We start from the raw sequence: 24,835 nt of genomic DNA, 5'->3' as shown, positions 1-24,835 counted from the left end.
TTCGAAAATAAAGAAGACGATATATAGCAGAAGGTCAAGAAAACAGATATAATTATTGAACTTATTTATAGATATAATGATTCTAGTGAACTTTTATTTCATGAAATGAGGGGGCGTTTACGTATGAACATTGGGGAGACTTATTTAGAAATTGTTCAAAAAAGATTTAAAAGTGTGAAAGAGTTAGGGGATCAAACACTCTCACAATTGGATAATGAACAACTGCACTGGGCTATTAATGAAGAATCCAATAGCATTGCCGTTATTGTAAAACATGTTAGTGGAAATATGATATCGAGATGGACAGACTTTTTGACGACGGATGGTGAAAAAGCAACTAGAAATCGTGATGATGAATTTACTGATAGCCTGCAAACAAAAGAAGAGATCATGACAGTATGGGAACAGGGCTGGCAAGTATTTTTACATGCTTTACAAGGATTAACGGAAGCTGATTTACAAGGGTTTGTAACGATAAGGGGAGAACAGCATTCCGTGATAGATGCTATTGAAAGACAAATGTCCCATTACTCACTGCATGTTGGACAGATCGTGTATATTGCTAAGCAACTAAAGGGCACAGAGTGGCAAACTTTAAGTATTGCAAGGGGACAATCTCAGGCTTTTACAGAGTCAATGATAAAAAAACATCACCAATAATAAGAAAATCGTAGCACATGGGTTGCTACGATTTTTTGCTGATTTGTCTTCTATGCAAAATAAAGTTGATACATTGAGGTTACTGGTGGCGTCTGATACAGAGCCTCTACAGATTTGGCAAAAATGGCGATTGACTTATAGGAAACGATTTAGATAAATAGAACCCCTTTGCATCATGGCTAAAGTATGATACATAGGGGTTCTATGTTTAGTTTCATGACAGAAGAACGAAAATAGAAAAATTATGATTCGAAGATCAAAAAAATGAAAAAATAGGTTTGAATTTATCTATTTCGTCCGATAAAAGAAGGGTAGGGAAGCGGCATTCTTTTCGAGTTTTTATCATCGAGTATAGTGCAAGTAAAAGAAAACACAAATTTATACAAAAACACACATCTTAAGAATTAATGTAGACAAGAGGGGAAATGTTGCATGAAAAAATTATTTGGAAGTTTTAAGGGCAAGCTTTACACATTATTTGCTCTTATCTTGTTAGTTCCAGTTATTACTGTTGGAAGTATTGCGTATCTTTCAGCAAAAGATTCGATAAAAGAAGAAATATTATTTAGTGCAAATGAAAGTGTCAATATGTTAAATACGGTTATCGATAAAACCATAAGTGAAAAAGTAAACGACATTAAGGTTCTTGGCGATGAAATAGATGCTTCTATGTATGAACAGAAGAAGGCTGCAATATTAAGAGAATTCCATGAATATATGGAGATGAATCCAAATGTTTTAAGCGTTTATATTGGAACGAATGATGGAGAAGTAATTTTAGAACCACAATCGAATAGCGCGGATTACAATGTTTTAGAAAGAGATTGGTATAAAGAGGCTACGGCTTTAAAGGGCGAAACTTTAATAACAAATCCTTATGTTGATGCAGGAACTGGAGATATGGTCGTTACCATAGCTCGCCAAGTAAAAGATCAATCTGGCGTAGTGGCTATTGATATTAAATTAACAGATATTCAAAAAGTCGCAGATTCAATTAGTATCGGAAAAAATGGATATCCTTCTATTTTTGATAAAAATAGAATGGTCATTTCACATCCTACTTTAGAAGTAGGTACGGAATTAAAAGACAACTTCATCGATAAGATGTACGAAAGTGAATCTGGCACGTATGAATATGTCTTTGACGGTGATGACCGTATTCTGTTCTTTGCAACGAATGAATTGACGAATTGGAAACTTACAGGAACGATTTTTGCGGAGGAAATTGATAAATCAGCATCTCCGATTTTATATACTACGTTGCTTGTCCTAATTGCTGCGATTGTCATAAGTTCCATTGTTATTTACTTTGTCATGAAGAGTATCATAAAACCGATTCAATCACTAAAGGATAGTGCTGTTACTATTAGTAAAGGTGATTTAACAGAGAAAGTGACAATTACCTCTAAAGATGAGATTGGACAGCTTGGCGAAGCCTTTAACGATATGCAAGACAGTTTAAGAACGCTTATTCAAAAAATAGAACAAAATGCTGAGGAGGTAGCATCGTCGGCAGAGGAGCTTACAGCCAATGCCAATCACACGAGCATTGCCACAGAGAAGGTTGCGATTTCGATTCAAGATGTTGCGACGAGTGCAGACACGCAAACGATGAGTGCCAACAAGAATGCAGAATCTTTACATGAACTGTCTAAGGCCATTCTTCATATAGCGGAAATCTCTTCTACTGTGACGGATCTTTCGCAGCACGCGACGTTACAAGCGGATGAAGGTGGAAAGGCAGTACAAGATACAAAGAATCAAATGCAATCGATCCATTTATCAGTAACAGATTCAAACATTAAAATTCAAACATTACACGAACGCTCACAGCAAATTACGTCCATTTTAGATGTCATTACAAGCATTGCAGATCAAACAAACTTACTGGCTCTGAATGCAGCGATTGAGGCGGCAAGAGCAGGGGAGCATGGAAAAGGCTTTGCAGTGGTAGCCGATGAAGTAAGAAAGTTGGCGGAGCAATCACAGGAATCTGCTAAACAAATTTTTGAACTAATCCATGGCATACAGATAGAAACAGAACAATCTGTCAACATCATGGCTAAAGTAACAGAGGATGTTCAAAATGGTCTACATGTATCTGATGAAGCGATCTCGAAATTCCAAGTGATTAAGGCAAGCATGGATAAAATTACTCCTCAAATGGAAGAGGTATCCTCTGCCTCTGAAGAAATGTCAGCGGGTGTACAAGAGGTAGCAGCTATTACGGAGGATTTGGCATTCTCAGCGAAAGGAAATTCAGCTGCTTCAGAGGACGTAGCGGCGTCTACAGAGGAACAATTAGCTTCGATGGAAGAAATTAATGCTTCAGCACAAGCTCTAGCACATATGGCAGATGAGTTAAAACAGCTAATTAGTCAATTTAAATATTAGGAGAATAAGACATACGAATAAACGAGGCTAAGACATAACTAGCTGATATGAAAGAAAAAGAGAAATCGAACAGTATCGATTTCTCTTTTTTCTTGTTTGACCAAGTCATTTTATTTTCTTTACCTTATTTCTCTGTTAATGATGTCAGTGTATTTGTGGAGATTTAATACCATCAATGCAAAGCCCATTTCGTTTTCAATTTTTGATGATCCATGGACAGAAAATAGGGTGAAACGCAAATGGGCCTTCTAGAATCCAAAACAGGTTCTATATCGATTTTTCATTGGTCGATAGATGGCACCTTTTTTTTCTTCCCATTTTTATGTTTTCTGGACGAAAGCGAAGCGACAGCAATCATCATATCTAAAGAGATATACTATGTTGTTTAGTTAGACGATGAAAAAGTGCGAAATATTTATGTTAGTTAAACAAAAAAATGAAAAAAGGGGTTTGAAATGAATTATTTCTTCCGATAAAAGTCTAGGGTGAAATTTCATCGATAAAAGAAGGGTAGGTTGTGAGTAGAGAAGGGAAGCGGCATTCTTTCTGAGTCTAAATCATTGAGTATAGTGCCAGTAAAATAGAATACAAAAATACATATCTTAAGAACTAATTGAGACAAAAGGAGAACTGATGCATGAAAAAATTATTTGGAAGCTTTAAGGGCAAGCTTTATACATTATTTGCTCTTATCTTGCTAGTTCCAGTTATTAGTGTTGGGAGTTTTTCGTATCTTTCGGCGAAAAATTCGATAAAAGAAGAAATATTATTTAGTGCAAATGAAAGTGTAACTATGTTAAATTCAACTATTGATAAAACCATTAGTGAAAAAATAAACGACATTAATGTTTTTAGCGAGGAAATAGAGTCTTCTAAGTATAAACAGAATGGCGCAGCAATTTTAACGAATTTTCAACAATATATGAAGATGAATCCAAATGTTTTAAGTATTTATCTTGGAACAAATGAGGGAGCATTATTTCTAGAACCAAAAATGGATCTTAAGGATTACAACGTTTTAGAAAGGGAATGGTATAAAAAGGCTACTGCTTTAAAGGGTGAAACTTTAATTACGAATCCTTATATTGATGCATTTACTGGAGAGATGGTTGTAACAGTGGCTCGTCAGCTAAAGGATAAATCTGGGGTAGTAGCAGTTGATTTAAAATTAGGAGAGCTTCAAAAAACCGCAAGCTCAATTAAAATTGGAAAAAATGGATATCCTTCTATTTTTGATGAAAATAAACTGGTTATCTCACATCCTACTTTAGAAGCAGGTAGCGAATTAACAGAGAGCTTCGCAGATAAGATGTATGAAAGCAAATCTGGCACGTATGAATATGTCTTTGACGGTAATGACCGCATTATGTTCTTTACTACAAATGAATTAACGAATTGGAAAATTACTGGCACAATTTTTTCGAAGGAAATTGATAAATCAGCATCATCCATTTTAAAACACACGTTAATCGTGCTAATTATTGCGATTGTCATAAGTACGATTGTGTTTTATTTTGTCATGAAGGGAATTATAAAACCAATTAGATTGCTTAAGGATAGTGCCGTAACCATTAGTAAAGGTGATTTAACTGAGAAAGTGACAATTACCTCTAAAGATGAGATTGGACAGCTCGGCGAAGCCTTTAACGAGATGCAAGACAGTTTAAGAACTTTAATTCAAAAAATAGAACAAAATGCTGAGGAGGTAGCATCGTCGGCAGAGGAGCTTACAGCCAATGCCAATCAAACGAGCATTGCCACAGAGAAGGTTGCGATTTCGATTCAAGATGTTGCGACGAGTGCAGACACGCAAACGACGAGTGCTAATAAGAATGCAGAATCGTTACATGAACTTTCAAAGGCAATTATGCATATCGCGGACCTCTCTTCTGCTGTGACGGATCTTTCACAGCACGCGACGCTACAAGCAAATGAAGGTGGACAGGTAGTACAAGAGACGAAGAATCAAATGCAATCGATCCATTCATCAGTAACGGATTCAAATACGAAAATTCAGACATTACATGAACGCTCACAGCAAATTACGTCCATTTTAGATGTTATTACAAGCATTGCAGATCAAACAAACTTACTGGCTCTGAATGCAGCGATTGAGGCAGCAAGAGCAGGGGAGCATGGAAAAGGCTTTGCTGTGGTAGCCGATGAAGTAAGAAAGTTGGCGGAGCAATCTCAGGAATCTGCCAAACAAATTTTCGAGCTCATTCGTGGAATCCAAACAGAAACAGAACAATCTGTCAACATTATGGCAAAAGTTTCAGATGATGTTCAAAATGGTTTACGAGTAACAGATGAAGCGATTGCTAAGTTCCAAGTAATTATGACAAGCATGAATGAAATTACACCAAGGATGGAAGAGGTGTCTTCCGCTTCTGAGCAAATGTCAGCGAGTGTACAAGAAGTGACAGCTGTGACGGAGGATTTAGCTTTCTCAGCAAAAGGCAATGCAGCTGCTTCCGAGGATGTAGCGGCATCTACAGAGGAACAATTAGCTTCGATGGAAGAAATCAATGCTTCAGCACAAGCTCTAGCACATATGGCAGATGAGCTAAAACAACTAGTTAGTCAATTTAAATATTAAAAGAATCTAACGTAAAAAAACGCCATTCCTCTTTTGAGGATGGCGTTTTTGTATCATTATCGATCTTCTTCCCAACAATCGGTATTTTTCAATGTTGGAATTGATTTTGCATAAAATACAGGGTTTTTGCCTGCATTCCGTTGCTCTGTAAAGTCGTCTAAAACAAGGAACGCTATTTTGCCAAGTAACATGATGATGGCAATATTGATCAAAGCCATTAGTCCCATGAACAGATCTGCTAAGTTCCAGACAAGTTGTACTTGCGCGACAGAACCAAACATCACCATAGCAAGCACTAAAATACGGTAGCCGAACATCCAACCTTTATGAGCATTGATAAACTCTATGTTAGATTCACCGTAATAGTAATTTCCGACAATGGAACTAAATGCAAAGAAAATAATAGCAATAGCAATAAAGTAAGGAGCCCAATCACCTACATGTACAGCTAAGGAATTTTGTGTAAGAATAATTCCATTACTTTCACCAGTATTATATAGATCCGCTAAAATAATGATAAACGCTGTTGCTGAACAAATCATGATTGTATCAAAAAAGACCCCTAAACTTTGCACAAGCCCTTGCTTAGCAGGGTGTGAAGTATTAGCTGTAGCGGCAGCGTTAGGCACACTACCCATCCCAGCCTCATTGGAGAATAGGCCACGTCGAACACCTTGACTAATTGCAGCACCAATCGCGCCACCTGCAGCTTCCTGAAGACCAAACGCTTGAGTGATAATCAGCTCGAAAACAGCAGGAATTTCAGATAGATTCGTCACGACAACGTAAAATGCCACAGCTAAATAGAAAACAGCCATTACAGGTACAAGTACTTGCGTAACTTTTACAATTCTATGTACGCCACCAAAAATAATCAAAGCCGTTAACACAACGAGAATAATCCCAATGACTGCAGGTTTTATATCAAATGCTTCACCTACAGAAGTAGCAATCGTATTAGATTGTACAGCGTTAAAAATAAAGCCAAAACTTAACGTTAAAAGAATACTAAAAATGATTCCTAATTTTCGTTGACCTAACGCTTTTTCCATATAATAGGCTGGTCCACCACGAAACGTATCGCCATCCTTGACCTTGTACACCTGTGCAAGTGTACTTTCAATAAAGGCAGTCGCCATTCCTAATATGGCAATCATCCACATCCAAAATACAGCTCCAGGTCCACCTACTCCGATTGCTAATGCAACACCTGTAATATTTCCAGTACCTACACGTGAGGCTGCGCTAATCGTAAAAGCTTGGAACGGGGAAACACCTGACTCCCCTTCTCTTTTTTCAACTATTAAACGGAACATTTCAGGAAAAAGACGAATTTGTACAAACTTTGTGCCAAATGAAAAATATAATCCTGCAACTAATAACAATGCAATAAGGATATATGTCCATAAAATATTATTCATATCATTTACAATATTCGATATCCATTCCATCAGCTTTCCTCCTTTCACAACTCGTTTTAGTCTACACTTTTTTTTTATAAAAAAGCAACTTTTAGAAAATAAAAATTATTAAAAATATGTTTTGTTCACTTATTGTTTGTTTTTTTGAAATATTTTTACTATTATAATATCCATTTTAGGATATTATAAACATTTATTTTGAATAAATTTCCATAAAGTTCTCTGCTAAATTAGTTTCAATCAAATAATTCCCCTTATCCAATATAAAGTTAAATTTTGAAAATTCTCTTATTTAAGGTAAATTAATAGTAGAGTAAAAGGAGGAGATTTTATGGATACGATTGGCATGATTGGTGGAATGAGTTGGGAGTCTTCTGCGGAGTATTACCGGCTTATGAATGAAGAAGTAAAACGACAACTAGGAGGCTTGCATTCAGCAAAATGTATTTTGTATAGTGTTGATTTTCAAGAAATCGAGCATGATCAGGCAAGGGGAGATTGGGATAAGGCTGGACAAGTACTTGGCGAAGCGGCGCGATCTTTAGAGAAAGCAGGGGCAGATTTTATTATTATCTGCACTAATACGATGCATAAGGTTATTGATATCATTCAGGAGAAGATTTCAATCCCAATTCTACATATAGCAGACGCCACAGCACATCAAATCACGGAGGCTGGTTTACAAAAAATTGCTCTTCTTGGGACAAAGTATACGATGGAGCAGGATTTCTATAAAGCTAGAATAGAAGGATTTGGCATTGATGTCCTTGTGCCGCAGACTGAGGAGCGTACGGAGATCAATCGTATCATCTATGAAGAATTATGCTTGGGTCAAATTGAGACAACATCGAAAGAATATTATGTGCAGGTCATTGAGGATCTTGTCAATTCAGGAGCACAAGGAATTATACTAGGCTGTACAGAGATTGGATTACTCATTAAGCAGGAAGATGTTCACGTACCTGTTTTTGATACAACTGCGATACATGCACGAGCTGCCGTAAATAAGGCGATTCGTAAGGGGGAGTAACATGCCGGGAAAAGTACGAGAAAAGGGAATCTTCATCGGAACGTTATCGACGGGTGAGAAAAATTGTATTACCGATGTAGCTGGAGTGCGTGTAGGCCATGTAACGCTTGATGAGAAAATTAATCAAGAAGGTGCTTATGCATGCACAGGCGTAACAGCAATTTTGCCACATGAGGGCAATTTGTTTCAGCACAAGGTTACGGCTGCAAGCTATGTCTTAAATGGCTTTGGTAAAACGACAGGGCTTGTGCAGGTGAATGAACTCGGGGTTATTGAATCACCCATTATGCTAACGAATACATTTGCTGTTCCAGCTGTAACACAGGGGACGCTGCAATATATGCTCGATACGAATAGTGAGATAGGTCAATCGACAGGAACGATTAATATTGTTGTTGGGGAATGTAATGATAGCTTTTTAAATTCCATTCGAGAATGTCCTGTCACACCAGAGCATGCGAATGAGGCGATTCGTAAGGCGTCAAATGAAACTGCAGAGGAAGGAGCAGTTGGGGCAGGTAAAGGGATGATGTGCTTTGGCTACAAAGGTGGAATTGGCTCATCTTCCCGACTTGTGACACATGAATCAACGAACTATACGATAGGATGTATGGTCCTTAGTAATTTCGGGCATAGCTCAGAGTTTTTAGCACATCGATATCTTGTTTCAAAAGATCAACATGAATCGACAATATCACCTACAGATGGCTCCATTATCATTATACTTGCCACAGATGCGCCACTTAGCAGTCGTCAACTAACACGGGTCATTAAACGCTGTGGTATTGGACTAGGGCGTACTGGCAGTCATTTTTCACATGGTAGTGGAGATATTGTTATTGGTTTCACAACAGCACATCGTATTGCCCATACATCTGATCAGCTTGTCGAAACACGCACGCAGCTACGAGAGGATCATCTTATCATGAATCAATTATTTGCAGCAGCTGCAGAAGCAACTGAGGAAGCCATTGTAAATTCACTATCACAAGCGCAGACTACAATTGGTCGAAATGGACATAAGGTTGAAGCTTATCAATTTTAATAGGGATGTGAAAATATCATTACAGATAAATTATTAGATGAAATGGCAGAGCATATTAATTTTAGCCCTTTATTACCGAATGATAAACAAATGCAAAATAGCTATAATTTTTCATTGCGTACAGAAACAAAAGATCATCGTAGTTCAATTTACTTCTATGCAAAACTTCAGAATGGAATTATTCGAGTAAAACAATTTTTTTATGATTGGGCATTCCCTTTTATTTATGCAGATACCAATCTAATTGAGCAAGGCCGCCCTTTTATAATAAATAATAGGGTTGGCTTTATTGGCGTGGATTACAAAAATAATAAGGCTTTAAGCTATTCTGTAGGATTTACAACTGTGGAGATATCCGTTTTTGATGGAGATGTGACGGATGATGAGTTCATTGCATATCTTTCAAGTTTAAAAAGCATCAACCCTGATTTGTCCAAAAAATCATTTGCTACCGTAAGTTATACAGCTAGATATGATCAAGGAAAATGGGGAGAAGATGAAGTAACTAGAGTAAAATGGTTTAAACCAGAAACAATTGATTTGAATAATATTTTCTCAGAGACATTATTAGATTATAAGCTAGATTCTGTTGGGATTGGAAAAGAAACGAATGAAGTTCAATTACTATATCGACAAAAAGAAAACCTTACAGATGGCTGTTGGATTTCAATAGCACCGCATACTTTAGAGCAAGATTTACCAAAAGTTTTAGGAAGAAACATTGGAACTCGTCAAAAATGGAGATTTAGGTTATTGAAAATTTCATATAAAACTAGAAAAATTGAAGTATATTATGGAGTTCAAGAAACAAAATATCCTGCAAGATGGGTTTGGTTTAGTTTTGATGAAAAAATTGTCCAATGCCATATCCGCTCTTCTGTGAATGAAACGTCATCATTAGTACGGGAAATATTAATAAAAATATTATCTAGTTAGCCTGTTTGATGGAATAAATAGGAGTGTTTGCCTTCGTTATAGTTAATATCAAAATGGAGTTTTTTAATCTAAGTAAAGAAGGGGATCTTCTATCTGAATAACATCAACAACTGGAGTTTTATAAAAAAGATTGATCATGAATCCTGTATCAAAGCAGGATTTTTTCTTATTCCACGAACGGGCGGGTTAGTTAATGAAGACATACTTACAATTACACTCATTTCATTGTTTATCGGATATGTAGCTTCTTGGTATTATACGAGTTTACTCATTGAAACAGTCGCTTTTGAGCGCATTTTTCAAAGTGTAGTGATCTACAGCATATGGTTAGTTTTTGTTGTTACATTGACGCTCTTTTTTAGTACGATAATGAAAGGAAATGGCAGTGTCGCTTTTGTTACAATTTTTGTGGTCTTTGCCATTTCGACGGTTACATCCATTCTAGGAAAGTATATGAAATGGAGTCCGGCTACGATGGCTGAGCACACAGGACAAGTCTTGTTGTCAGGGGAACTAGATTCTAGTTTCTTGCTAGCATTTATTACAACTATTGCTAGTATCATTGTCGTTCTCATCTCGTCCATACAAATCTTCAAGAAAAAAGAGTTATTGGAATAAAAAGGTATACTACCGTGTGATTCTTTTATATAATGTTTATGAAACACTGATAGCCTTAAATCCATTCTTTATGGAAAAGCGACGAAATCAATACGGCTTCTACAAAAAAGTTTATAAACAAAAGTATTACAAGAGATAAAAATTGTGGAGCTCCACTCATTTCATATGGTACTGACGAAAGGCAGCTTCCACAAATTTTACCATCTGTTTACTTTATTTTTTCTTTGATTTGGTTTTGTTTATGTATACTGCTAAACAAGGACCACAATAAGCAATGAAATCGATCACTTATCTAAGGGGGCAGTACTTTTATGAAAAATAAACTATCTGCGGTATTAGCCGCTACATTAGCGTTAACGATGAGCCTACCAACAGGGGCTATGGCGCTTTCTAGCAGTCAAACTACGGTTGTGGCTAGCCAAGAATTAGCTAGTCAAGAACTGAAAAAAATCGCGGCAGAGAAAGCTACTTTACTCACAAAATCCTATGAGACGACTAGCGTGCAGTATGCGCTAATTGATAATGGTAAACTTATTTTATCGGGTCAGACAGGCAAGAACGATATGAAAGGGAAACAGCCGCTGACCAAAGATACCCTATACGGGATTGGTTCAGTCAGTAAAATGTATGCAACGGCGGCTGTGATGAAATTGGTCGACGAAGGAAAAGTAGATTTGGATACTCCTGTTGTCCGCTATGTTTCTGATTTCAAAATGAAAGACGAACGTTACAAAAGCATTACGCCACGTATGCTGTTGAACCACTCCTCCGGCTTACAAGGTAGTACGCTTAGTAATTCATTTTTATTTAATGATAATGATACCTATGCCCATGATAACTTGTTGCAGCAATTGGCCAACCAGCGATTGAAGGCAGATCCTGGCGCGTTCTCTGTATACTGCAACGACGGTTTTACGCTAGCCGAGATTATGGTGGAAAGAGTCAGCGGTATGAGCTTTACCGAATTTATACATCAACGGTTTACAAAACCCTTAAAGCTAAGTCATACGAAAACGCCGCAGGACAAATGGGCAGACGATAAGCGAGCTGGTCTTTATTTTCCAACGTTCCAAGGGCAGCTTCCTACTGAATCGGTGAATGTGATTGGTACGGGAGGGATCTATTCCACAGCAGAAGATATGGTGCGATTCTCACAAATATTTATGGGGCAGGAAAAAGGAATCCTCTCTGATAAGGCAGTCAAGGCGATGGAGCAAGAGGAATATAAAAAAGGAATGTGGCCAGGGGATGGAGATAATATAGTCAACTATGGTCTTGGCTGGGATAGTGTGAAACTATATCCATTCAGTGAATATGGGATAAAGGGCTTGGCTAAAGGCGGCGACACGGCACTGCAACATGCTTCACTGGTCGTACTTCCTGAACAGAAGATGGCAGTGGCTGTGTTGTCCTCCGGCGGTAGCAGCACTACAAATCAACTGATGGCGACTGATATACTGCTCGCCGCGCTTAAAGAGAAGGGCATAATTAAGGATATCAAGCCGAACAAATCCTTTGGCAAGCCGGTCAAGGCCAAGATGCCTCAAGATGTAGTAAAGCAAGCAGGTTTTTACGGCAATAGTTTCAGTCAATACAAAATAGAAATTACGAAGAATGGAGAACTGTTCTTACCATCTAATCAAGAAGAAAAATATGTATATACTGCGGATGGAAGCTTTATTAATGCTGAAGGTACCTCCAAGTTCAACTTCGTCACAGAGAAGAATAGACGAACATATTTGAGGCAGAGCACATTTATATCGCTGCCAGGCTTAGGGCAAGCAGTGATTACTCAATATGCAGCCGAGAAACTAGAAGACAATGTGCTATCGAAGGAAACCACTGCCGCATGGGCAAAGCGGGAAGGCGTCAACTTCTATCTTGTGAGCGAGAAATTTAGTTCTATGCAATATTTAATGATGCCTATCAACCAAATTAATAGCAAGGAAGGCAAGGAGGGCTATTGGGAAAGCAGAAAAATTACAGGCCCTAACACGGCGATGCATCAGTTCCAAATACCTGTGATGGGTGGCCGGGATATGTCGGAAGCCCGTTTCTATACAGAAGGCGGCGATGAATATTTAGAGATGTCCGGATATTTATACGTAAGTGAATCCAACGTAAAACCGCTGGATGCAGGCCAATCATCCAAAGTTACGCTGCAAGCAAATGGGCATGCGAAATGGTTTACGATCCCGCAAGAGGCGACAGGGAAAACGATGACCGTGGCGTTGCCATCAAAGAGTTCGTTCGCGGTGTATGATGAGGAGGGGGTATGCGTCAATTTTACTGTTGTGAGCGGCAATAACAAAGTAAAACTGCCGAAGAACGGAACAGTTGTATTTGCTGGCGCGCCGAATTCGGAATTTGCAATCAAGTTGAACTAACGACATTTGAAGATGTACTTCAACAAAACCAGTACGACACCGAAAAGGTGTTTTGCTGGTTTTGTTTGTATTTACGCATGATCTTTACGAAGAGGCTTACCGAACTCTTAGCATTTCCCCCATAAACAAAACGGCTTTGCTTTAAACTGTATTAAAACAAACAATTAATTCGTTCAATTTATTTATGCATGTTTTTTACTTTTTTATGCCAAGCAAGTGCTTTTTTCTCCATTGCTGAAACAAATGCTTTTTTAGCAGGGCTATAATCACGAGTTGACTCATATTTATTCGCTAAAGCTTCTTTAAATTGACTATATCTACTAGCTTCTTCTGGATTTGTAAGAAGATAATCTCGAAAAACTATGTGACGCTTAATCTGTGGGTTATCAGATTGATAAAAATGAATATGGTGTGTCCTGTTTTCTCCACCTTTACGGAATAACCTTCTCCCCTCAATTCCCCATTCACCAGCAACATCATACTGCATTAATTTCATTTGTTCGTTGTATGAATCTATTTTTTCGATTTCATTTACTATACACATCATATCTATTACAGGCTTTGCTTTCATACCCGGAATGGAAGTGCTACCAAAATGCTCAAAGGATGTTATTTCATTACCAAAAATAGCTTTTAATATTTTTACTTCTTCTTCAAACATCACTTTCCAATCTCCAGTGTAATCTGATAATCTAGCTTTCATTAAGCATTCTCCTCAACTTCTATTTAGAATTATTGGTTTTTTAATCTTTTCACCAAATCCAATGCTTGTTTAGTAGAATCAATTAAAGCAGGATCACCTTTAAAGTCTCTTAGCTTGAATGCTTGTATAAAGCATTTTTCAGCTTCAATAAACTTTCCCAATTCCATCAGAGATTTTCCCTTATGTTGTAAAGCAAAATCTAAGTACGCGTCTAACTTATTGGCTTTACATTTATTGAGAGCTTCATCAAAACACTCTAACGCTTCATTATGTTTCATATCATATTTTAACGCTTCTCCGAGTCGTATTAATGTAACGATTTCATTTCGTATGTTTCCTTTTTCTAATGCGTAACTCAGGCAATGGTTTAAATAATAAATTCCTTTTTGAGGCTCCCCACAAATTCTATACAAATTACCTATTGTTCCATAAAGAAAATATTTATCTTCTTCATTATTAATTTTCAATAAATTTTCAGCTTCAGCGATAACTTGTTTTAACTTCAAAGGATTCGAGGTCTTTTCTCGTAGATAATCGTTTTTATCAAAATAAATAAACTTGCTTAAGTCAGAAATCCTTTTTTTAAAATCTACAATGCTCATCTCTTACCACCTCATATTATAGATTATCATCTTCAACAAACCTACTCTGATGTTTCAATAAAAAATTCAATTTTAATTATTTACCAATTAAATATAAGGGACTACTTTTATAAGGTCTAGAAAAATTTAAAGTGGTATATTGAACGCTTCGAATGACTCGTCTAAATTGGCAGCTATTATATCAGCAAAGCTCCTGCTTTTCCAAACAGGTAGTGAAAGTGGATAGCCTTCTTCGTCTTCAAATAGCAACAAGTCCCCATTTTCGTCTTGTAGTAACAAACCGTGTTTTAAAATAATCTAATACAAAAAGTTCACCTCCATTTTGATTGATGTTTTTCAAAATGGAGGTTTTAGTTTTTTATATAGAATTTTAGAACTACATGAGGATGTACCAAGCATCATTCGTCATTTTTTGTGCTATTTCAGTAATCTTCGATTCGATCCATGAATAAAATTCTTAAATAAGTGGAAAAACAACGCTTTTCGACTTTAATGACTTACTTTGTAAAAAAAGAAGAGAATAGCCATTATTTTGTAATATTTCTTTTTTTATCTAGTCAATAAATTTAAGGTGTGATACATTCAATGAAAACTGAATTATCTAAAAATTTTATCGAAACCTGAAATTGGAGGTGGGTACTATATATGACGCCGTTTTTCGACCTATTGAGGAAAATATAACTTCAATGAGGGAATCAACGCCAGCAATTTGTGAAAATGGCGAGCCATTAATTCAAATTGGAGAAGAACATTCTAGGATTTTTATTGAACCAATTTACTATCATCAAAAAATACCAAACAGTTTACAAGCGATTTATTTACGTAAGAGTGTGTATGAACGATTAACACAAGCGCTGTTATTATTGTCTAAAAATTATAGCCTGATCTTATATGATGGCTATCGTCCGTTCCAATTGCAGCAATATTTGTTTACGAGTTTTTCAAAGCAAATTGCAAAACGATCTCCACATTTTACTGAACAAGAGATTGTTAGAGAAACGCGGAAGTATGTTGCGTTTCCTAGCATTGATCATGCTCATCTTGCTCCCCATTTAACAGGTGGAGCGATTGATGTGACGCTAGGCGATTTAGATGGCAATGCTTTAAATTTAGGTACAGCATTTGATGAAATCAGTGAAAAGTCTGCGACACGCTATTTTGAACAACATCCAGAGGAAGATTGGGAAGCTTGTGTACATCGACGTCTTCTGTATAACTGTTTGACAATGGTTGGTTTTTCGAATTATTCAGAGGAATGGTGGCATTTTGATTTCAATAATGCTTCATGGGCAAGGCGTGTAGGGTCGCAAGAAGCTAGTTATGGAGCTGTGGAGGCAATTATCCAAGACAATAAAGTAAAGGAGTTTCGATTTCTATGAAGGTCTATATTAGTGCAGATATTGAAGGAATTACAGGGACAACAGCTTGGAGTGAAACGGAGCTAAATGCGCCAGATTATCAATTTTTCCAAAAGCAAATGACAAAGGAAGTAGAAGCAGCTATAGAGGGGGCCATTCTTGGCGGAGCAACTGAAATTTTATTAAAGGATGCTCATGATTCGGCACGTAATCTAGATATTTCTAATTTGCCAGTAAACTGCAAGGTCATTCGGGGTTGGACGTATGATCCGATGTGTATGGTGGCGGGACTTGATAAGAGCTTTGATCGCGCCATTTTTATTGGCTATCACAGTAAAGGTGGAAGTGCAAGGAATCCATTAGCACATACACTTTGTGTTTTTGCTGATGTGAAAATTAATGGTGAGTATGCGAGTGAATTTTTAATTAATACGTACGCGGCTGCCTTACATGGTGTACCAGTGTCATTTGTTAGTGGGGATGTAGGGTTAACAGAAGAAATTCGCTCCATCAATGACAGCATTATTACATTTGCTACAAAAGAAGGGATAGGAAATGCGACGATTAGCGTCAGTCCACAGCTGACAATTATGGAAACGAAACGACTTGTTGAGGATTCGATGAAGGTGTCACGTGAAGATTTACAAGTGACATTGCCTGAGCGCTTTGTAGTGGAAATCATTTATCGGGATCATACGCGAGCATATCGAAATTCATTCTATCCGAACGCTACGTTTAAACCACATAATACTGTGGAATTCGTAACGGATGATTTTTATGAGGTGCTTCGACTTTTACAGTTCTTAACATAAGTAAACAAACGGTAGGTGAATGGATGAAAATAAAACAGATTGTCGTCGGGAAGGTAGAGGCACCGCTTATAACACCGTTTAAAACAGCACTAAGAACCGTGCATAGCATTCACAATATTGGCGTCTATGTCCACACGGATGATGGGCATATAGGTATCGGTGAAGCAGCACCAACTGCAGCTATTACTGGTGAAACATTGGGGTCTATTTCACACGCTATAGAAGCGTATATAAAGCCAGCCATTATCGGGATGGATATTGAGGATATGACAGAAATTATGACGCGAATCGACAATAGTATTTATCAAAACACCAGTGCTAAAGCCGCTGTAGATATGGCGATTTATGATTTATTTGCGAAACACTATCAAACACCTCTGTATAAATTATTAGGGGGCTATCGCAAAGAATTAGTAACGGATATTACGATTAGTGTCAATGATACTGAAGAAATGGTGAAGGATAGTATAGCCGCGGTGCAGCGGGGGTTTCACATTTTAAAAATCAAGGTTGGGAAAGATCCAGTAGGTGATGTGGCACGAGTTGTGGCCATTCGTGATGCAGTTGGACACGCCATCACATTGCGAGTTGATGCGAATCAGGGCTGGACACCGAAGCAAGCTGTACAAATTATTCGTGCACTTGAAGATGCAGGGGCGAATGTCGAATTGGTTGAGCAGCCTGTTCATTGTCATGATCTTGCAGGAATGCAATTCGTGACGGCCCATACTTTGACAAATATTTTGGCTGATGAAAGTGTGTTCTCCGCAAAAGACGCCTATACCATTATTGAAAAGCGAGCTGCAGATTTGATTAATATTAAGCTCATGAAAACAGGGGGCATTTATCAAGCACAGAAAATTTGTCACATTGCAGAAGCAAACGACATACCTTGCATGATTGGCTGTATGCTAGAATCCAAAATTAGTGTCAGTGCCGCTGCACATTTTGCCGCATCGCAGAAAAATATCACGATGGTAGATTTAGACGGACCAAGTTTATGTTTGAAAGATCCTATTGCAGGGGGTCCAATATTTGAAAATGATCGAATTAGGATGACGGATGCAGTTGGAATAGGATTTTCATAATAAAGTGAAACTACAATCTATTGGGTTTCCATATCCCCGTAGATTGTTAGTCTTCATCAATCGGGCATTTACGGGCAGTTGATCGCCCATCTATATTTTTTGCTTCTGAAAGGCGTTTTTTGTACCTGACGCTTCGCTTTTGGTACAGATAAATACTGCCCGTTAATGCTGGATAAAAAGATTACTAGGGGGGTTGTTTATTATGAAAAAGTATTGGTTGCTTTTCGTGTGTCTTGTTGTAATGCTTTGTGCAGCATGTAGTGATGATTCTTCAAATGAAAAAAAATCAGAGTATCGCGTTGTTTATTCGGGGGAAATAAAAACGTTAAATTACTTAAAGACCTCTGAAACGAATGAGTTTGCTGTGGCTGCAAACTTAGTCGATGGATTGATTGAATATGATCAGTATGGTGTCGTACAACCAGGCTTAGCCAAAGAATGGTCATCAAATGACGATGCTACAGTTTGGACATTCAAACTTCGAGAAGATGCAAAATGGGTTACCCATGATGGTAAAGAGTATGCAGATGTTGTCGCTCAAGATTTTGTAGATGGCTTACATTATGTGCTGGATGCCAAGAATGAATCATCGACAGCTTGGATTGCTACAGTTGTAAAAAATGGGAATGCCTTCTTTAACGGTGAGATGACAGACTTTACGAAGGTCGGCATAAAGGCGATTGATAAACATACAGTAGAATATACTTTAGAAACGCCTACACCTTATTTCCTTTCTATGTTGAACTATGTCTGTTTCTTCCCGGTTAATGGTCAGTTTATAGAAGAAAAAGGAGATAGCTTTGGTACAACTCGTGAAAATTTCCTTTATAACGGATCCTTTATTTTAGATAAATTTGAACCGCAAAATGAGCGCGTACTTGTGAAAAATGATAAGTATTGGGATAAAGACAATGTACTGATTGATCGTATTCGCTATAAATACAATAAAGAAGCGGCTACAGTGGCACCAGAACTATTTTTACGAGGAGAAATCGATTCAGCGAGTATTCCAACATCGATCGTTGATGAGTGGTTTAAAGATGAAAAGAAAAAATCTCAAATTCGTCAAACACAAAATAACTTCTATACGTATTTCTATGCACTAAACTTTAACCCGCAATTTGATGCAGAATACGAGCCTGAAAATTGGAAAGTCGCGGTCAACAATAAAGATTTCCGAAAATCACTATTCCATGCGCTTGACCGTGAATCTGCCATGCTAACTTTAGAACCTTATAATCCAAAAGATTTGCTGAGCAACACAATCACGCCTAAAAACTTTGTGAATGTAGAGGGGGTTGACTATACACAATTAGCACCATTCGCTGATATTTCAAATAATGACACCTTTAACAAGGATATGGCATTACAATACAAGGAAAAAGCGAAGACAGCTTTAGCAGGAAAAGCAACTTTCCCAGTAAAAGTGTTAATGCCTTATAATTCTGGCAGTCCAGATTGGGCAAATCGTTCACAAGTAGTTGAACAGCAGATTGAAAAATTATTAGGTACTGATTATGTAGACATTATTATAGAGGCAGGACCATCAACAGGCTTTTTATCAGAAGTTCGTAAACCTGGTAAATTTGCATTACTTGAAGCAAACTGGGGTCCAGACTATGCCGATCCATCAACCTATACGGATCCATTCACTGTCGATGGTACTTATAATAAACCAGAGCTAGCTGAAGGTTATGCAGAAGCAAATGGACAATCAAAATATCAAAACCTAGTGGACGAAGCAAAGGCAACGATTGATCCAGCAAAACGTTACGAGCTGTTTGCCAAAGCAGAAGCCTTCTTAATTGAAGAGGCATTTGTCATTCCTTATTCAGTAGGGGGTAGCGGCTATGTTGCTTCTAAATTAAATCCATTTGAGGCTCAATACTCTCCATTTGGTGTGACTGCCGAGAAATTTAAAGGGCAACGTATTTTAGAAAAACCAATGAGTAATGAAGAGTTTAAAGAAGCTTTAGCGAAGTGGGAGCAGGAACGTGCGGATGCATTAGCTAAAGCAGCGAAATAATGGGAACATAGATCATTGCTACATTCAAGATAAAGCGGTGTAAGTAATTATCTTCATTCAGCAAAAGTTTTCTGTAGCGAAAGCAAAGCGTCAGCTACAAAAGTTTTCTGTAGCGAAAGCAAAGCGTCAGCTACAAAAGTTTTCTGTAGCGAAAGCAAAGCGTCAGCTACAAATGTTTACTGTAGCGAAAGCGAAGCGGCAGCTACCATTACGCCAAGGCGAAATTGATTCGAGGAGATACCGAAATAGAATAATCGGCATCTCCTTTAGTCTTTCTGAGAAACGGAGGGATGATAGGATGCTGTGGTATATAGGAAAACGATTATTACAATCCATTTTCACACTTTTTATTATAATCACGATTGTTTTTTCTTTATTACGTTTAATGCCAGAAGAAGGTTATTTAGGGTCAGCAGCTGATAAAATGTCACCTGCACAACAAGAGGTATATTTAACGAATTTAGGTTTACGTGATCCTTTGCTTGTGCAATTGGGAAATTTTTATACTGATCTGTTTCAAGGTGATTTAGGTAAATCCGTTACATATCGGACAGATGTACCAGTCGTCACGATTATTGCAGATAAGATGATGTATTCGGTGTTATTTGGTTTAGGTGCAGTTGCGCTATCTCTTCTTATCGGGGTCCCGCTTGGCATACTAATGGCTCAGATGAAGGGACGTTGGTTGGACCGCTTAGGGACGGGCTATATAGTCGTTGTTGTTGCAGTGCCAGCTGCCGTTTACTATTTAGTCATTCAAATGTATATTACAGAAATTTTTCATTTACCAATGCTTTTTGATGAGTATAATCCCGTTACTTGGATTTTACCGCTATTTTCAATGGCGTTAGCACCGACTGCCTCCTATGCCATGTGGATGCGACGTTACATGGTAGATGAACTAAACAAAGATTATATTAAGCTTGCACGAGCAAAAGGAGTGAAAGAACGTACATTAATGTTTAAACATGTACTTCGAAACGCTTTTATTCCGATGGCACAATATTTACCCGCAACTATTCTTTTTACCATTACAGGTTCCATCTACATTGAATCCTTATATTCCATTCCTGGGATGGGGGGCTTACTCGTAGATGCTATACAGCGACAGGATAATACGATTGTACAAGGCTTAGTGCTTGTGTTCTCTTCGCTTGGAATTATCGGACTCATTTTAGGTGATATAGCAATGGCCGTTGTTGATCCAAGGATTAAATTAGGGAAAGGGGAGAGTGTACGTTAATGGGGATGTATTCAGAAGAAATTAACAATATTTCAAACAAATCACGTGAAGCATTGTTCGAATTTGCGGAAGTAGATGAACGTCAAGCTGAAGAAACTGCCTATTCGAATTACTCCTATTGGCGTTCAACATGGAAATCCTTTTTGAAAAACCGCATCGCTGTCTTTTTATTAGTGGGCGTACTTGTTATCGTTACCTTTACCATTTTACAGCCGTATTTACCAGCACAAAAATCGCCTACTGAAATATATATTGATGAGCAGACAGGTCTCCAAGCACGTAATATTGCACCGAACGCTGAATTTTGGTTTGGGACAAACTCTATTGGGCAAGATTTATGGTCACGTATTTGGGCAGGGACAAGGACTTCGTTATTTATTGGCTGTGTTGTTGCTCTAGTAGAAGCTATCGTTGGTATTACAATCGGTACACTTTGGGGTTTTTCACGCAAATTAGAGGTGCCTATCACACAGCTATATAACGTCGTGGATAATATACCGACAACCATTGTACTTATTTTAATGTCCTATATTTTGCGACCAAGTATTTCAACCATTATTATTGCCATGTGTATTACTGGTTGGGTAGAAATGGCAAGGTTTATCCGCAATCAAATTGTTATTTTACGTGATCGTGAATATAACTTAGCTTCTAAATGTTTAGGGACACCTGATTACCGCATTATTTTAAAAAATCTATTACCCTATTTAATTTCGGTCATTATGTTACGAATGAGTCTGGCTATACCATTTGCAATAGGCGCCGAAGTTTTTTTAACATATATCGGATTAGGACTACCGATTAGTGAACCGTCTTTAGGAAATTTAATCAATGAAGGGCGGGTACTCATGATGTCTCCCGATTTACGATATCAGCTCATTTTCCCTAGTATTGTATTAAGTGTCATTACGATTGCATTTTATATTATAGGAAATTCATTTGCAGATGCAGCAGATCCGAAAAATCACGTATAAGGGGGATGTTGGATGTGATACAAACTAAATCACCTATTTTAACGATTCAAAACCTAGTCATTAAATTCACACTTCGTGGCAGAGTGCTAACGGCCATTCGTACTATTTCCCTTGATTTATACAAAGGTGAAAGCCTTGCTATCGTTGGCGAATCGGGTTCAGGAAAGTCTGTGCTGATGAAATCAATCATGGGCTTACTCGATAAAAATGGCTACATTGATCAGGGGAAAATCATCTACAACGACCGGGATTTAGCACAGTTTAAAACCGAGCAGGAGTGGCTGAGCATTCGTGGAAAAGAAGTGGCAATGGTTACACAGGATCCAATGACATCCTTAAATCCACTTAAAACGATTGGCAAGCAAATTGAGGAATGTGTTGTTTTACATCAGAATGTAAAGGGCAAAGCCGCATACGAAGAAACGTTGAAATTGTTAAAAGATGTTGGTATTCACGATGTGGAAAAGCGCTATAAGCAATATCCTCACGAATTTTCGGGTGGCATGCGTCAACGAATTGTGATAGCTATTGCACTAGCTTGTAAGCCTAAAATTTTAATTTGTGATGAGCCAACAACTGCATTAGACGTAACCATCCAAGCGCAAATTTTGCAGCTTTTAAAAAATCTCCAGCAAAAATATGGACTAACAACTGTTTATATAACGCATGATTTAGGCGTTGTAGCGAAGGTTGCTGACCGTATTGCTGTCATGTATGCAGGTGATGTCATTGAAGTAGGAAAGACGCATGAAATTTTCTTTAATGGCAAGCATCCCTATACATGGGCACTCATTTCTTCATTACCGCAACTAGGCTCAAAAGGAGAGCAGCTTTATTCGATCAAGGGTACTCCACCAAATCTTTTTCAGGAAATTAAAGGGGATGCTTTCGCACCTCGCAATCAATATGCATTAAAGATTGATTTTGTAGAACGTCCGCCATTTTTCCAGGTGAGTGACACACATTATGCTCGGACATGGCTATTAGATCCACTCGCTCCTAAAGTAGAGCCTCCTGAAGCGCTACAAGCATTTTTCGAAGAAGGGAGACGATACGCATATGAGCCATAAAGAAGTGTTACTTGAGGTAAAAAATTTAAAGGTCGTTTTTGGTAAAGGCAAAAATAAATTTATAGCGATTGATGATGTCAGCTTCGATATTTTTAAAGGTGAAACATTTGGCTTAGTCGGTGAATCAGGCTCAGGAAAAACAACGATTGGCAGAGCTATTATGCGTATCAATGAAGTGACTGAAGGCCAAATACTGTATCACGGTAAGAAAGTAAATGGCAAAATCTCGAAAGAGTGGGATCGAGAAATTACACAGAAGATCCAAATGATTTTTCAAGATCCTATGGCATCTCTAAATGAACGCGCCAAGGTTGACTATATTATTTCTGAGGGGCTTATGAATACTAAAAATTTCAAAAATGAGGCTGATCGCGAACAGAAGGTACGTAATGCCCTATTAAATGTAGGATTATTACCGGAGTTTTCTAGTCGCTTTCCGCATGAATTTTCAGGAGGACAGCGACAGCGTATTGGCATTGCACGAGCATTAGTAATGGAGCCAGAATTTATTATTGCGGATGAACCGATTTCAGCATTAGACGTTTCTATTCGTGCACAAGTATTAAACTTACTAGCAAATCTCCAACAGCAAAATGATTTAACCTATTTATTCATTGCACATGACTTATCTGTAGTACGTTTCATTACTGATCGAACAGCTGTTATTTATAAAGGTAAAATTGTCGAGCTAGCAGAGACTGAAAAACTGTTTTCTAATCCGATCCATCCATATACAAGGGCATTATTATCGGCAGTACCGGAGCCGAATCCTTATAAGGAACGTGATAAAGTCGTAGAATTCTATGATCCGTCACAGCACCGTTATGACATTCAGCCACCGTCATTTATCGAAATGGAGGAAGGTCATTTTGTATTAGCCAATGAAGAGGAATTGGAAAGATACCGAACTTCACTAAAAATGGAGGTAAGCAAATGATTCGTCCAAAGGCATTGAAAAAAGGTGACACAATTGGTCTTATAAGTGCTTCGGGTGCCACGCCGCCTGATAAATTTCTTCCTGCTATAGAAAGTATCGAGAAGCTAGGCTTTAAAGTTGTTGCAGGGGAGACGTGTCGAGCAAGGCATGGCTACTTAGCGGGCTCTGATGAACTACGTGCCTCTGAAGTGAATGAGATGTTTAGGGATTCCAATATTGACGGCATCTTCTGTATACGTGGAGGGTACGGAGCAACGAAAATTTTACCCCTTTTGGATTTCGAGATGATCAAGGCAAATCCCAAAGTATTTGCTGGCTATAGCGATGTGACAGCACTACATATCGCCTTTAACCAACAATGTGGCTTTGTTACGTATCATACACCAATGCCTTCTACAGAGTTTATTCAGGAAAAGATGGATGAATATACATGGAATTCTTTTCTTGAGAGCGTGACAGCCACAGACCGAAGTGATTACTATCTTGAAAATGCACCTGGCTGTAATATGACAACCCTTGCAGCTGGCAACGCAACAGGTCAGCTGATTGGAGGGAATTTGACACTCGTTACAGCATCTCTTGGGACACCTTATGAAATTGATACAAAAGGAAAAATATTATTTTTGGAGGATATAGACGAGAATGAGCAGCGAGTAGACCGGATGCTTACCCAATTAAAATTGGCAGGTAAGCTAGATGATGTAGCCGGTTTACTATTAGGGGCTTGGACAAATTGTGGTCCTGAAAATCCTAAGCGTCCTGAACATAGTCTATCCCTACGAACAGTTTTTCAAGAAATAATGGGTTCACTTAAAAAACCTATTATCATGGATATCACTTGCGGTCACTGTTTACCTACGATGTCACTGCCTTTAGGGCGAACAATAACAATGGACACGGTAAATCAGACGATTAAAGTTGTAGAGTAGGTG

General features: G+C 38.0%; 21 protein-coding genes. 17 read left to right on the top strand and 4 right to left on the bottom strand.

What is annotated here, in order from left to right; translation table 11 throughout:
* The first annotated feature begins 123 nt into the window (after positions 1–123).
* The 3 genes from BFJ97_RS16155 to BFJ97_RS16145 all read left to right on the top strand — a co-directional run bounded on the left by BFJ97_RS16155 (position 124) and on the right by BFJ97_RS16145 (position 5,653).
* Positions 124–660, top strand: a complete 537-nt coding sequence (locus BFJ97_RS16155; RefSeq protein ID WP_068985681.1) for a DUF1572 family protein — start codon at positions 124–126, stop codon at positions 658–660.
* Positions 661–1,092: 432 nt separating this feature from the next.
* The gene (locus BFJ97_RS16150; RefSeq protein WP_068985680.1) at positions 1,093–3,054 is read left to right on the top strand and encodes a methyl-accepting chemotaxis protein; all 1,962 of its coding nucleotides are present in this window, start codon (positions 1,093–1,095) and stop codon (positions 3,052–3,054) included.
* 637 nt (positions 3,055–3,691) lie between these two features.
* Entirely contained in the window at positions 3,692–5,653 is a 1,962-nt protein-coding gene (locus tag BFJ97_RS16145; RefSeq protein ID WP_068985679.1) for a methyl-accepting chemotaxis protein, read from the top strand.
* 56 nt (positions 5,654–5,709) lie between these two features.
* Here BFJ97_RS16145 and BFJ97_RS16140 read toward each other — a convergent pair whose 3' ends face one another.
* The gene (locus tag BFJ97_RS16140; RefSeq protein ID WP_068985678.1) at positions 5,710–7,104 is read right to left on the bottom strand and encodes an alanine/glycine:cation symporter family protein; all 1,395 of its coding nucleotides are present in this window, start codon (positions 7,102–7,104) and stop codon (positions 5,710–5,712) included.
* A 301-nt stretch (positions 7,105–7,405) separates the two neighbouring features.
* On the opposite strand from BFJ97_RS16140, the gene BFJ97_RS16135 reads away from it, so the two are divergent.
* From BFJ97_RS16135 to BFJ97_RS16115, 5 genes are all read left to right on the top strand, one after another.
* Positions 7,406–8,104, top strand: coding sequence for an aspartate/glutamate racemase family protein (locus BFJ97_RS16135; protein ID WP_068985677.1), 699 nt, complete (start codon positions 7,406–7,408; stop codon positions 8,102–8,104).
* Position 8,105: 1 nt separating this feature from the next.
* Complete coding sequence (locus tag BFJ97_RS16130; protein ID WP_068985676.1) at positions 8,106–9,149, top strand: DmpA family aminopeptidase; 1,044 nt, start codon at positions 8,106–8,108, stop codon at positions 9,147–9,149.
* A gap of 42 nt (positions 9,150–9,191) precedes the next feature.
* On the top strand, positions 9,192–10,085 hold the full coding sequence (locus BFJ97_RS16125) for a hypothetical protein (protein WP_068985675.1): 894 nt from the start codon (positions 9,192–9,194) through the stop codon (positions 10,083–10,085).
* A gap of 474 nt (positions 10,086–10,559) precedes the next feature.
* Positions 10,560–10,703, top strand: a complete 144-nt coding sequence (locus BFJ97_RS24805) for a hypothetical protein (protein ID WP_175401780.1) — start codon at positions 10,560–10,562, stop codon at positions 10,701–10,703.
* Positions 10,704–11,014: 311 nt separating this feature from the next.
* The gene (locus BFJ97_RS16115) at positions 11,015–13,090 is read left to right on the top strand and encodes a serine hydrolase domain-containing protein (RefSeq protein WP_068985673.1); all 2,076 of its coding nucleotides are present in this window, start codon (positions 11,015–11,017) and stop codon (positions 13,088–13,090) included.
* Between the two features lie 178 nt (positions 13,091–13,268).
* On the opposite strand, the gene BFJ97_RS16110 is transcribed toward BFJ97_RS16115, so the two are convergent.
* The 3 genes from BFJ97_RS16110 to BFJ97_RS25500 form a co-directional block, all read right to left on the bottom strand.
* Positions 13,269–13,793: a GrpB family protein gene (locus tag BFJ97_RS16110; RefSeq protein WP_068985672.1), complete on the bottom strand. Its 525-nt coding sequence runs from the start codon at positions 13,791–13,793 to the stop codon at positions 13,269–13,271.
* Between the two features lie 29 nt (positions 13,794–13,822).
* Positions 13,823–14,395 carry a hypothetical protein gene (locus BFJ97_RS16105; RefSeq protein ID WP_068985671.1) on the bottom strand — a complete coding sequence of 191 codons (573 nt, stop codon included), beginning with the start codon at positions 14,393–14,395 and terminating at the stop codon, positions 13,823–13,825.
* Positions 14,396–14,521: 126 nt separating this feature from the next.
* Positions 14,522–14,644: a hypothetical protein gene (locus tag BFJ97_RS25500; protein WP_263297530.1), complete on the bottom strand. Its 123-nt coding sequence runs from the start codon at positions 14,642–14,644 to the stop codon at positions 14,522–14,524.
* 437 nt (positions 14,645–15,081) lie between these two features.
* On the opposite strand from BFJ97_RS25500, the gene BFJ97_RS16100 reads away from it, so the two are divergent.
* The 9 genes from BFJ97_RS16100 to BFJ97_RS16060 all read left to right on the top strand — a co-directional run bounded on the left by BFJ97_RS16100 (position 15,082) and on the right by BFJ97_RS16060 (position 24,832).
* On the top strand, positions 15,082–15,774 hold the full coding sequence (locus BFJ97_RS16100) for a M15 family metallopeptidase (RefSeq protein ID WP_083227076.1): 693 nt from the start codon (positions 15,082–15,084) through the stop codon (positions 15,772–15,774).
* The gene (locus BFJ97_RS16095) at positions 15,771–16,565 is read left to right on the top strand and encodes a M55 family metallopeptidase (RefSeq protein ID WP_068985670.1); all 795 of its coding nucleotides are present in this window, start codon (positions 15,771–15,773) and stop codon (positions 16,563–16,565) included. Before BFJ97_RS16100 ends, BFJ97_RS16095 begins: the two co-directional genes overlap by 4 nt.
* A gap of 23 nt (positions 16,566–16,588) precedes the next feature.
* Positions 16,589–17,653, top strand: a complete 1,065-nt coding sequence (locus BFJ97_RS16090; RefSeq protein WP_068985669.1) for a dipeptide epimerase — start codon at positions 16,589–16,591, stop codon at positions 17,651–17,653.
* A 202-nt stretch (positions 17,654–17,855) separates the two neighbouring features.
* Positions 17,856–19,679: a peptide ABC transporter substrate-binding protein gene (locus BFJ97_RS16085; protein WP_068985668.1), complete on the top strand. Its 1,824-nt coding sequence runs from the start codon at positions 17,856–17,858 to the stop codon at positions 19,677–19,679.
* Between the two features lie 298 nt (positions 19,680–19,977).
* Positions 19,978–20,922 carry an ABC transporter permease gene (locus BFJ97_RS16080; protein ID WP_068985667.1) on the top strand — a complete coding sequence of 315 codons (945 nt, stop codon included), beginning with the start codon at positions 19,978–19,980 and terminating at the stop codon, positions 20,920–20,922.
* A complete protein-coding gene (locus tag BFJ97_RS16075; RefSeq protein ID WP_068985666.1) occupies positions 20,922–21,896 on the top strand; it encodes an ABC transporter permease in 975 nt (324 codons plus the stop codon). The genes BFJ97_RS16080 and BFJ97_RS16075 overlap by 1 nt, the downstream gene beginning before the upstream one ends.
* A 14-nt stretch (positions 21,897–21,910) precedes the next feature.
* The gene (locus BFJ97_RS16070; protein ID WP_302621804.1) at positions 21,911–22,966 is read left to right on the top strand and encodes an ABC transporter ATP-binding protein; all 1,056 of its coding nucleotides are present in this window, start codon (positions 21,911–21,913) and stop codon (positions 22,964–22,966) included.
* Entirely contained in the window at positions 22,956–23,903 is a 948-nt protein-coding gene (locus BFJ97_RS16065; RefSeq protein ID WP_068985664.1) for an ATP-binding cassette domain-containing protein, read from the top strand. Before BFJ97_RS16070 ends, BFJ97_RS16065 begins: the two co-directional genes overlap by 11 nt.
* Entirely contained in the window at positions 23,900–24,832 is a 933-nt protein-coding gene (locus BFJ97_RS16060; protein ID WP_068985663.1) for a S66 peptidase family protein, read from the top strand. The genes BFJ97_RS16065 and BFJ97_RS16060 overlap by 4 nt, the downstream gene beginning before the upstream one ends.
* Positions 24,833–24,835 lie beyond the last annotated feature (3 nt).

The organism is Lysinibacillus xylanilyticus (genome assembly GCF_001708185.1).
In the GTDB taxonomy this organism is placed as follows: Bacteria; Bacillota; Bacilli; order Bacillales_A; family Planococcaceae; genus Lysinibacillus; species Lysinibacillus xylanilyticus_A.
Note: the sequence above shows the minus strand (reverse complement) of the source record. Positions and strands in the feature narration are given on the sequence as shown.

Excerpts from the sequence above, each read along its gene's own strand:
- BFJ97_RS16155 (WP_068985681.1), top strand. The coding sequence starts at position 124 with ATGAACATTGGGGAGACTTATTTAGAAATTGTTCAAAAAAGATTTAAA.
- BFJ97_RS16150 (WP_068985680.1), top strand. The coding sequence starts at position 1,093 with ATGAAAAAATTATTTGGAAGTTTTAAGGGCAAGCTTTACACATTATTT.
- BFJ97_RS16145 (WP_068985679.1), top strand. The coding sequence starts at position 3,692 with ATGAAAAAATTATTTGGAAGCTTTAAGGGCAAGCTTTATACATTATTT.
- BFJ97_RS16140 (WP_068985678.1), bottom strand. The coding sequence starts at position 7,104 with ATGGAATGGATATCGAATATTGTAAATGATATGAATAATATTTTATGG.
- BFJ97_RS16135 (WP_068985677.1), top strand. The coding sequence starts at position 7,406 with ATGGATACGATTGGCATGATTGGTGGAATGAGTTGGGAGTCTTCTGCG.
- BFJ97_RS16130 (WP_068985676.1), top strand. The coding sequence starts at position 8,106 with ATGCCGGGAAAAGTACGAGAAAAGGGAATCTTCATCGGAACGTTATCG.
- BFJ97_RS16125 (WP_068985675.1), top strand. The coding sequence starts at position 9,192 with ATGGCAGAGCATATTAATTTTAGCCCTTTATTACCGAATGATAAACAA.
- BFJ97_RS24805 (WP_175401780.1), top strand. The coding sequence starts at position 10,560 with ATGGCTGAGCACACAGGACAAGTCTTGTTGTCAGGGGAACTAGATTCT.
- BFJ97_RS16115 (WP_068985673.1), top strand. The coding sequence starts at position 11,015 with ATGAAAAATAAACTATCTGCGGTATTAGCCGCTACATTAGCGTTAACG.
- BFJ97_RS16110 (WP_068985672.1), bottom strand. The coding sequence starts at position 13,793 with ATGAAAGCTAGATTATCAGATTACACTGGAGATTGGAAAGTGATGTTT.
- BFJ97_RS16105 (WP_068985671.1), bottom strand. The coding sequence starts at position 14,395 with ATGAGCATTGTAGATTTTAAAAAAAGGATTTCTGACTTAAGCAAGTTT.
- BFJ97_RS16100 (WP_083227076.1), top strand. The coding sequence starts at position 15,082 with ATGAGGGAATCAACGCCAGCAATTTGTGAAAATGGCGAGCCATTAATT.
- BFJ97_RS16095 (WP_068985670.1), top strand. The coding sequence starts at position 15,771 with ATGAAGGTCTATATTAGTGCAGATATTGAAGGAATTACAGGGACAACA.
- BFJ97_RS16090 (WP_068985669.1), top strand. The coding sequence starts at position 16,589 with ATGAAAATAAAACAGATTGTCGTCGGGAAGGTAGAGGCACCGCTTATA.
- BFJ97_RS16085 (WP_068985668.1), top strand. The coding sequence starts at position 17,856 with ATGAAAAAGTATTGGTTGCTTTTCGTGTGTCTTGTTGTAATGCTTTGT.
- BFJ97_RS16080 (WP_068985667.1), top strand. The coding sequence starts at position 19,978 with ATGCTGTGGTATATAGGAAAACGATTATTACAATCCATTTTCACACTT.
- BFJ97_RS16075 (WP_068985666.1), top strand. The coding sequence starts at position 20,922 with ATGGGGATGTATTCAGAAGAAATTAACAATATTTCAAACAAATCACGT.
- BFJ97_RS16065 (WP_068985664.1), top strand. The coding sequence starts at position 22,956 with ATGAGCCATAAAGAAGTGTTACTTGAGGTAAAAAATTTAAAGGTCGTT.
- BFJ97_RS16060 (WP_068985663.1), top strand. The coding sequence starts at position 23,900 with ATGATTCGTCCAAAGGCATTGAAAAAAGGTGACACAATTGGTCTTATA.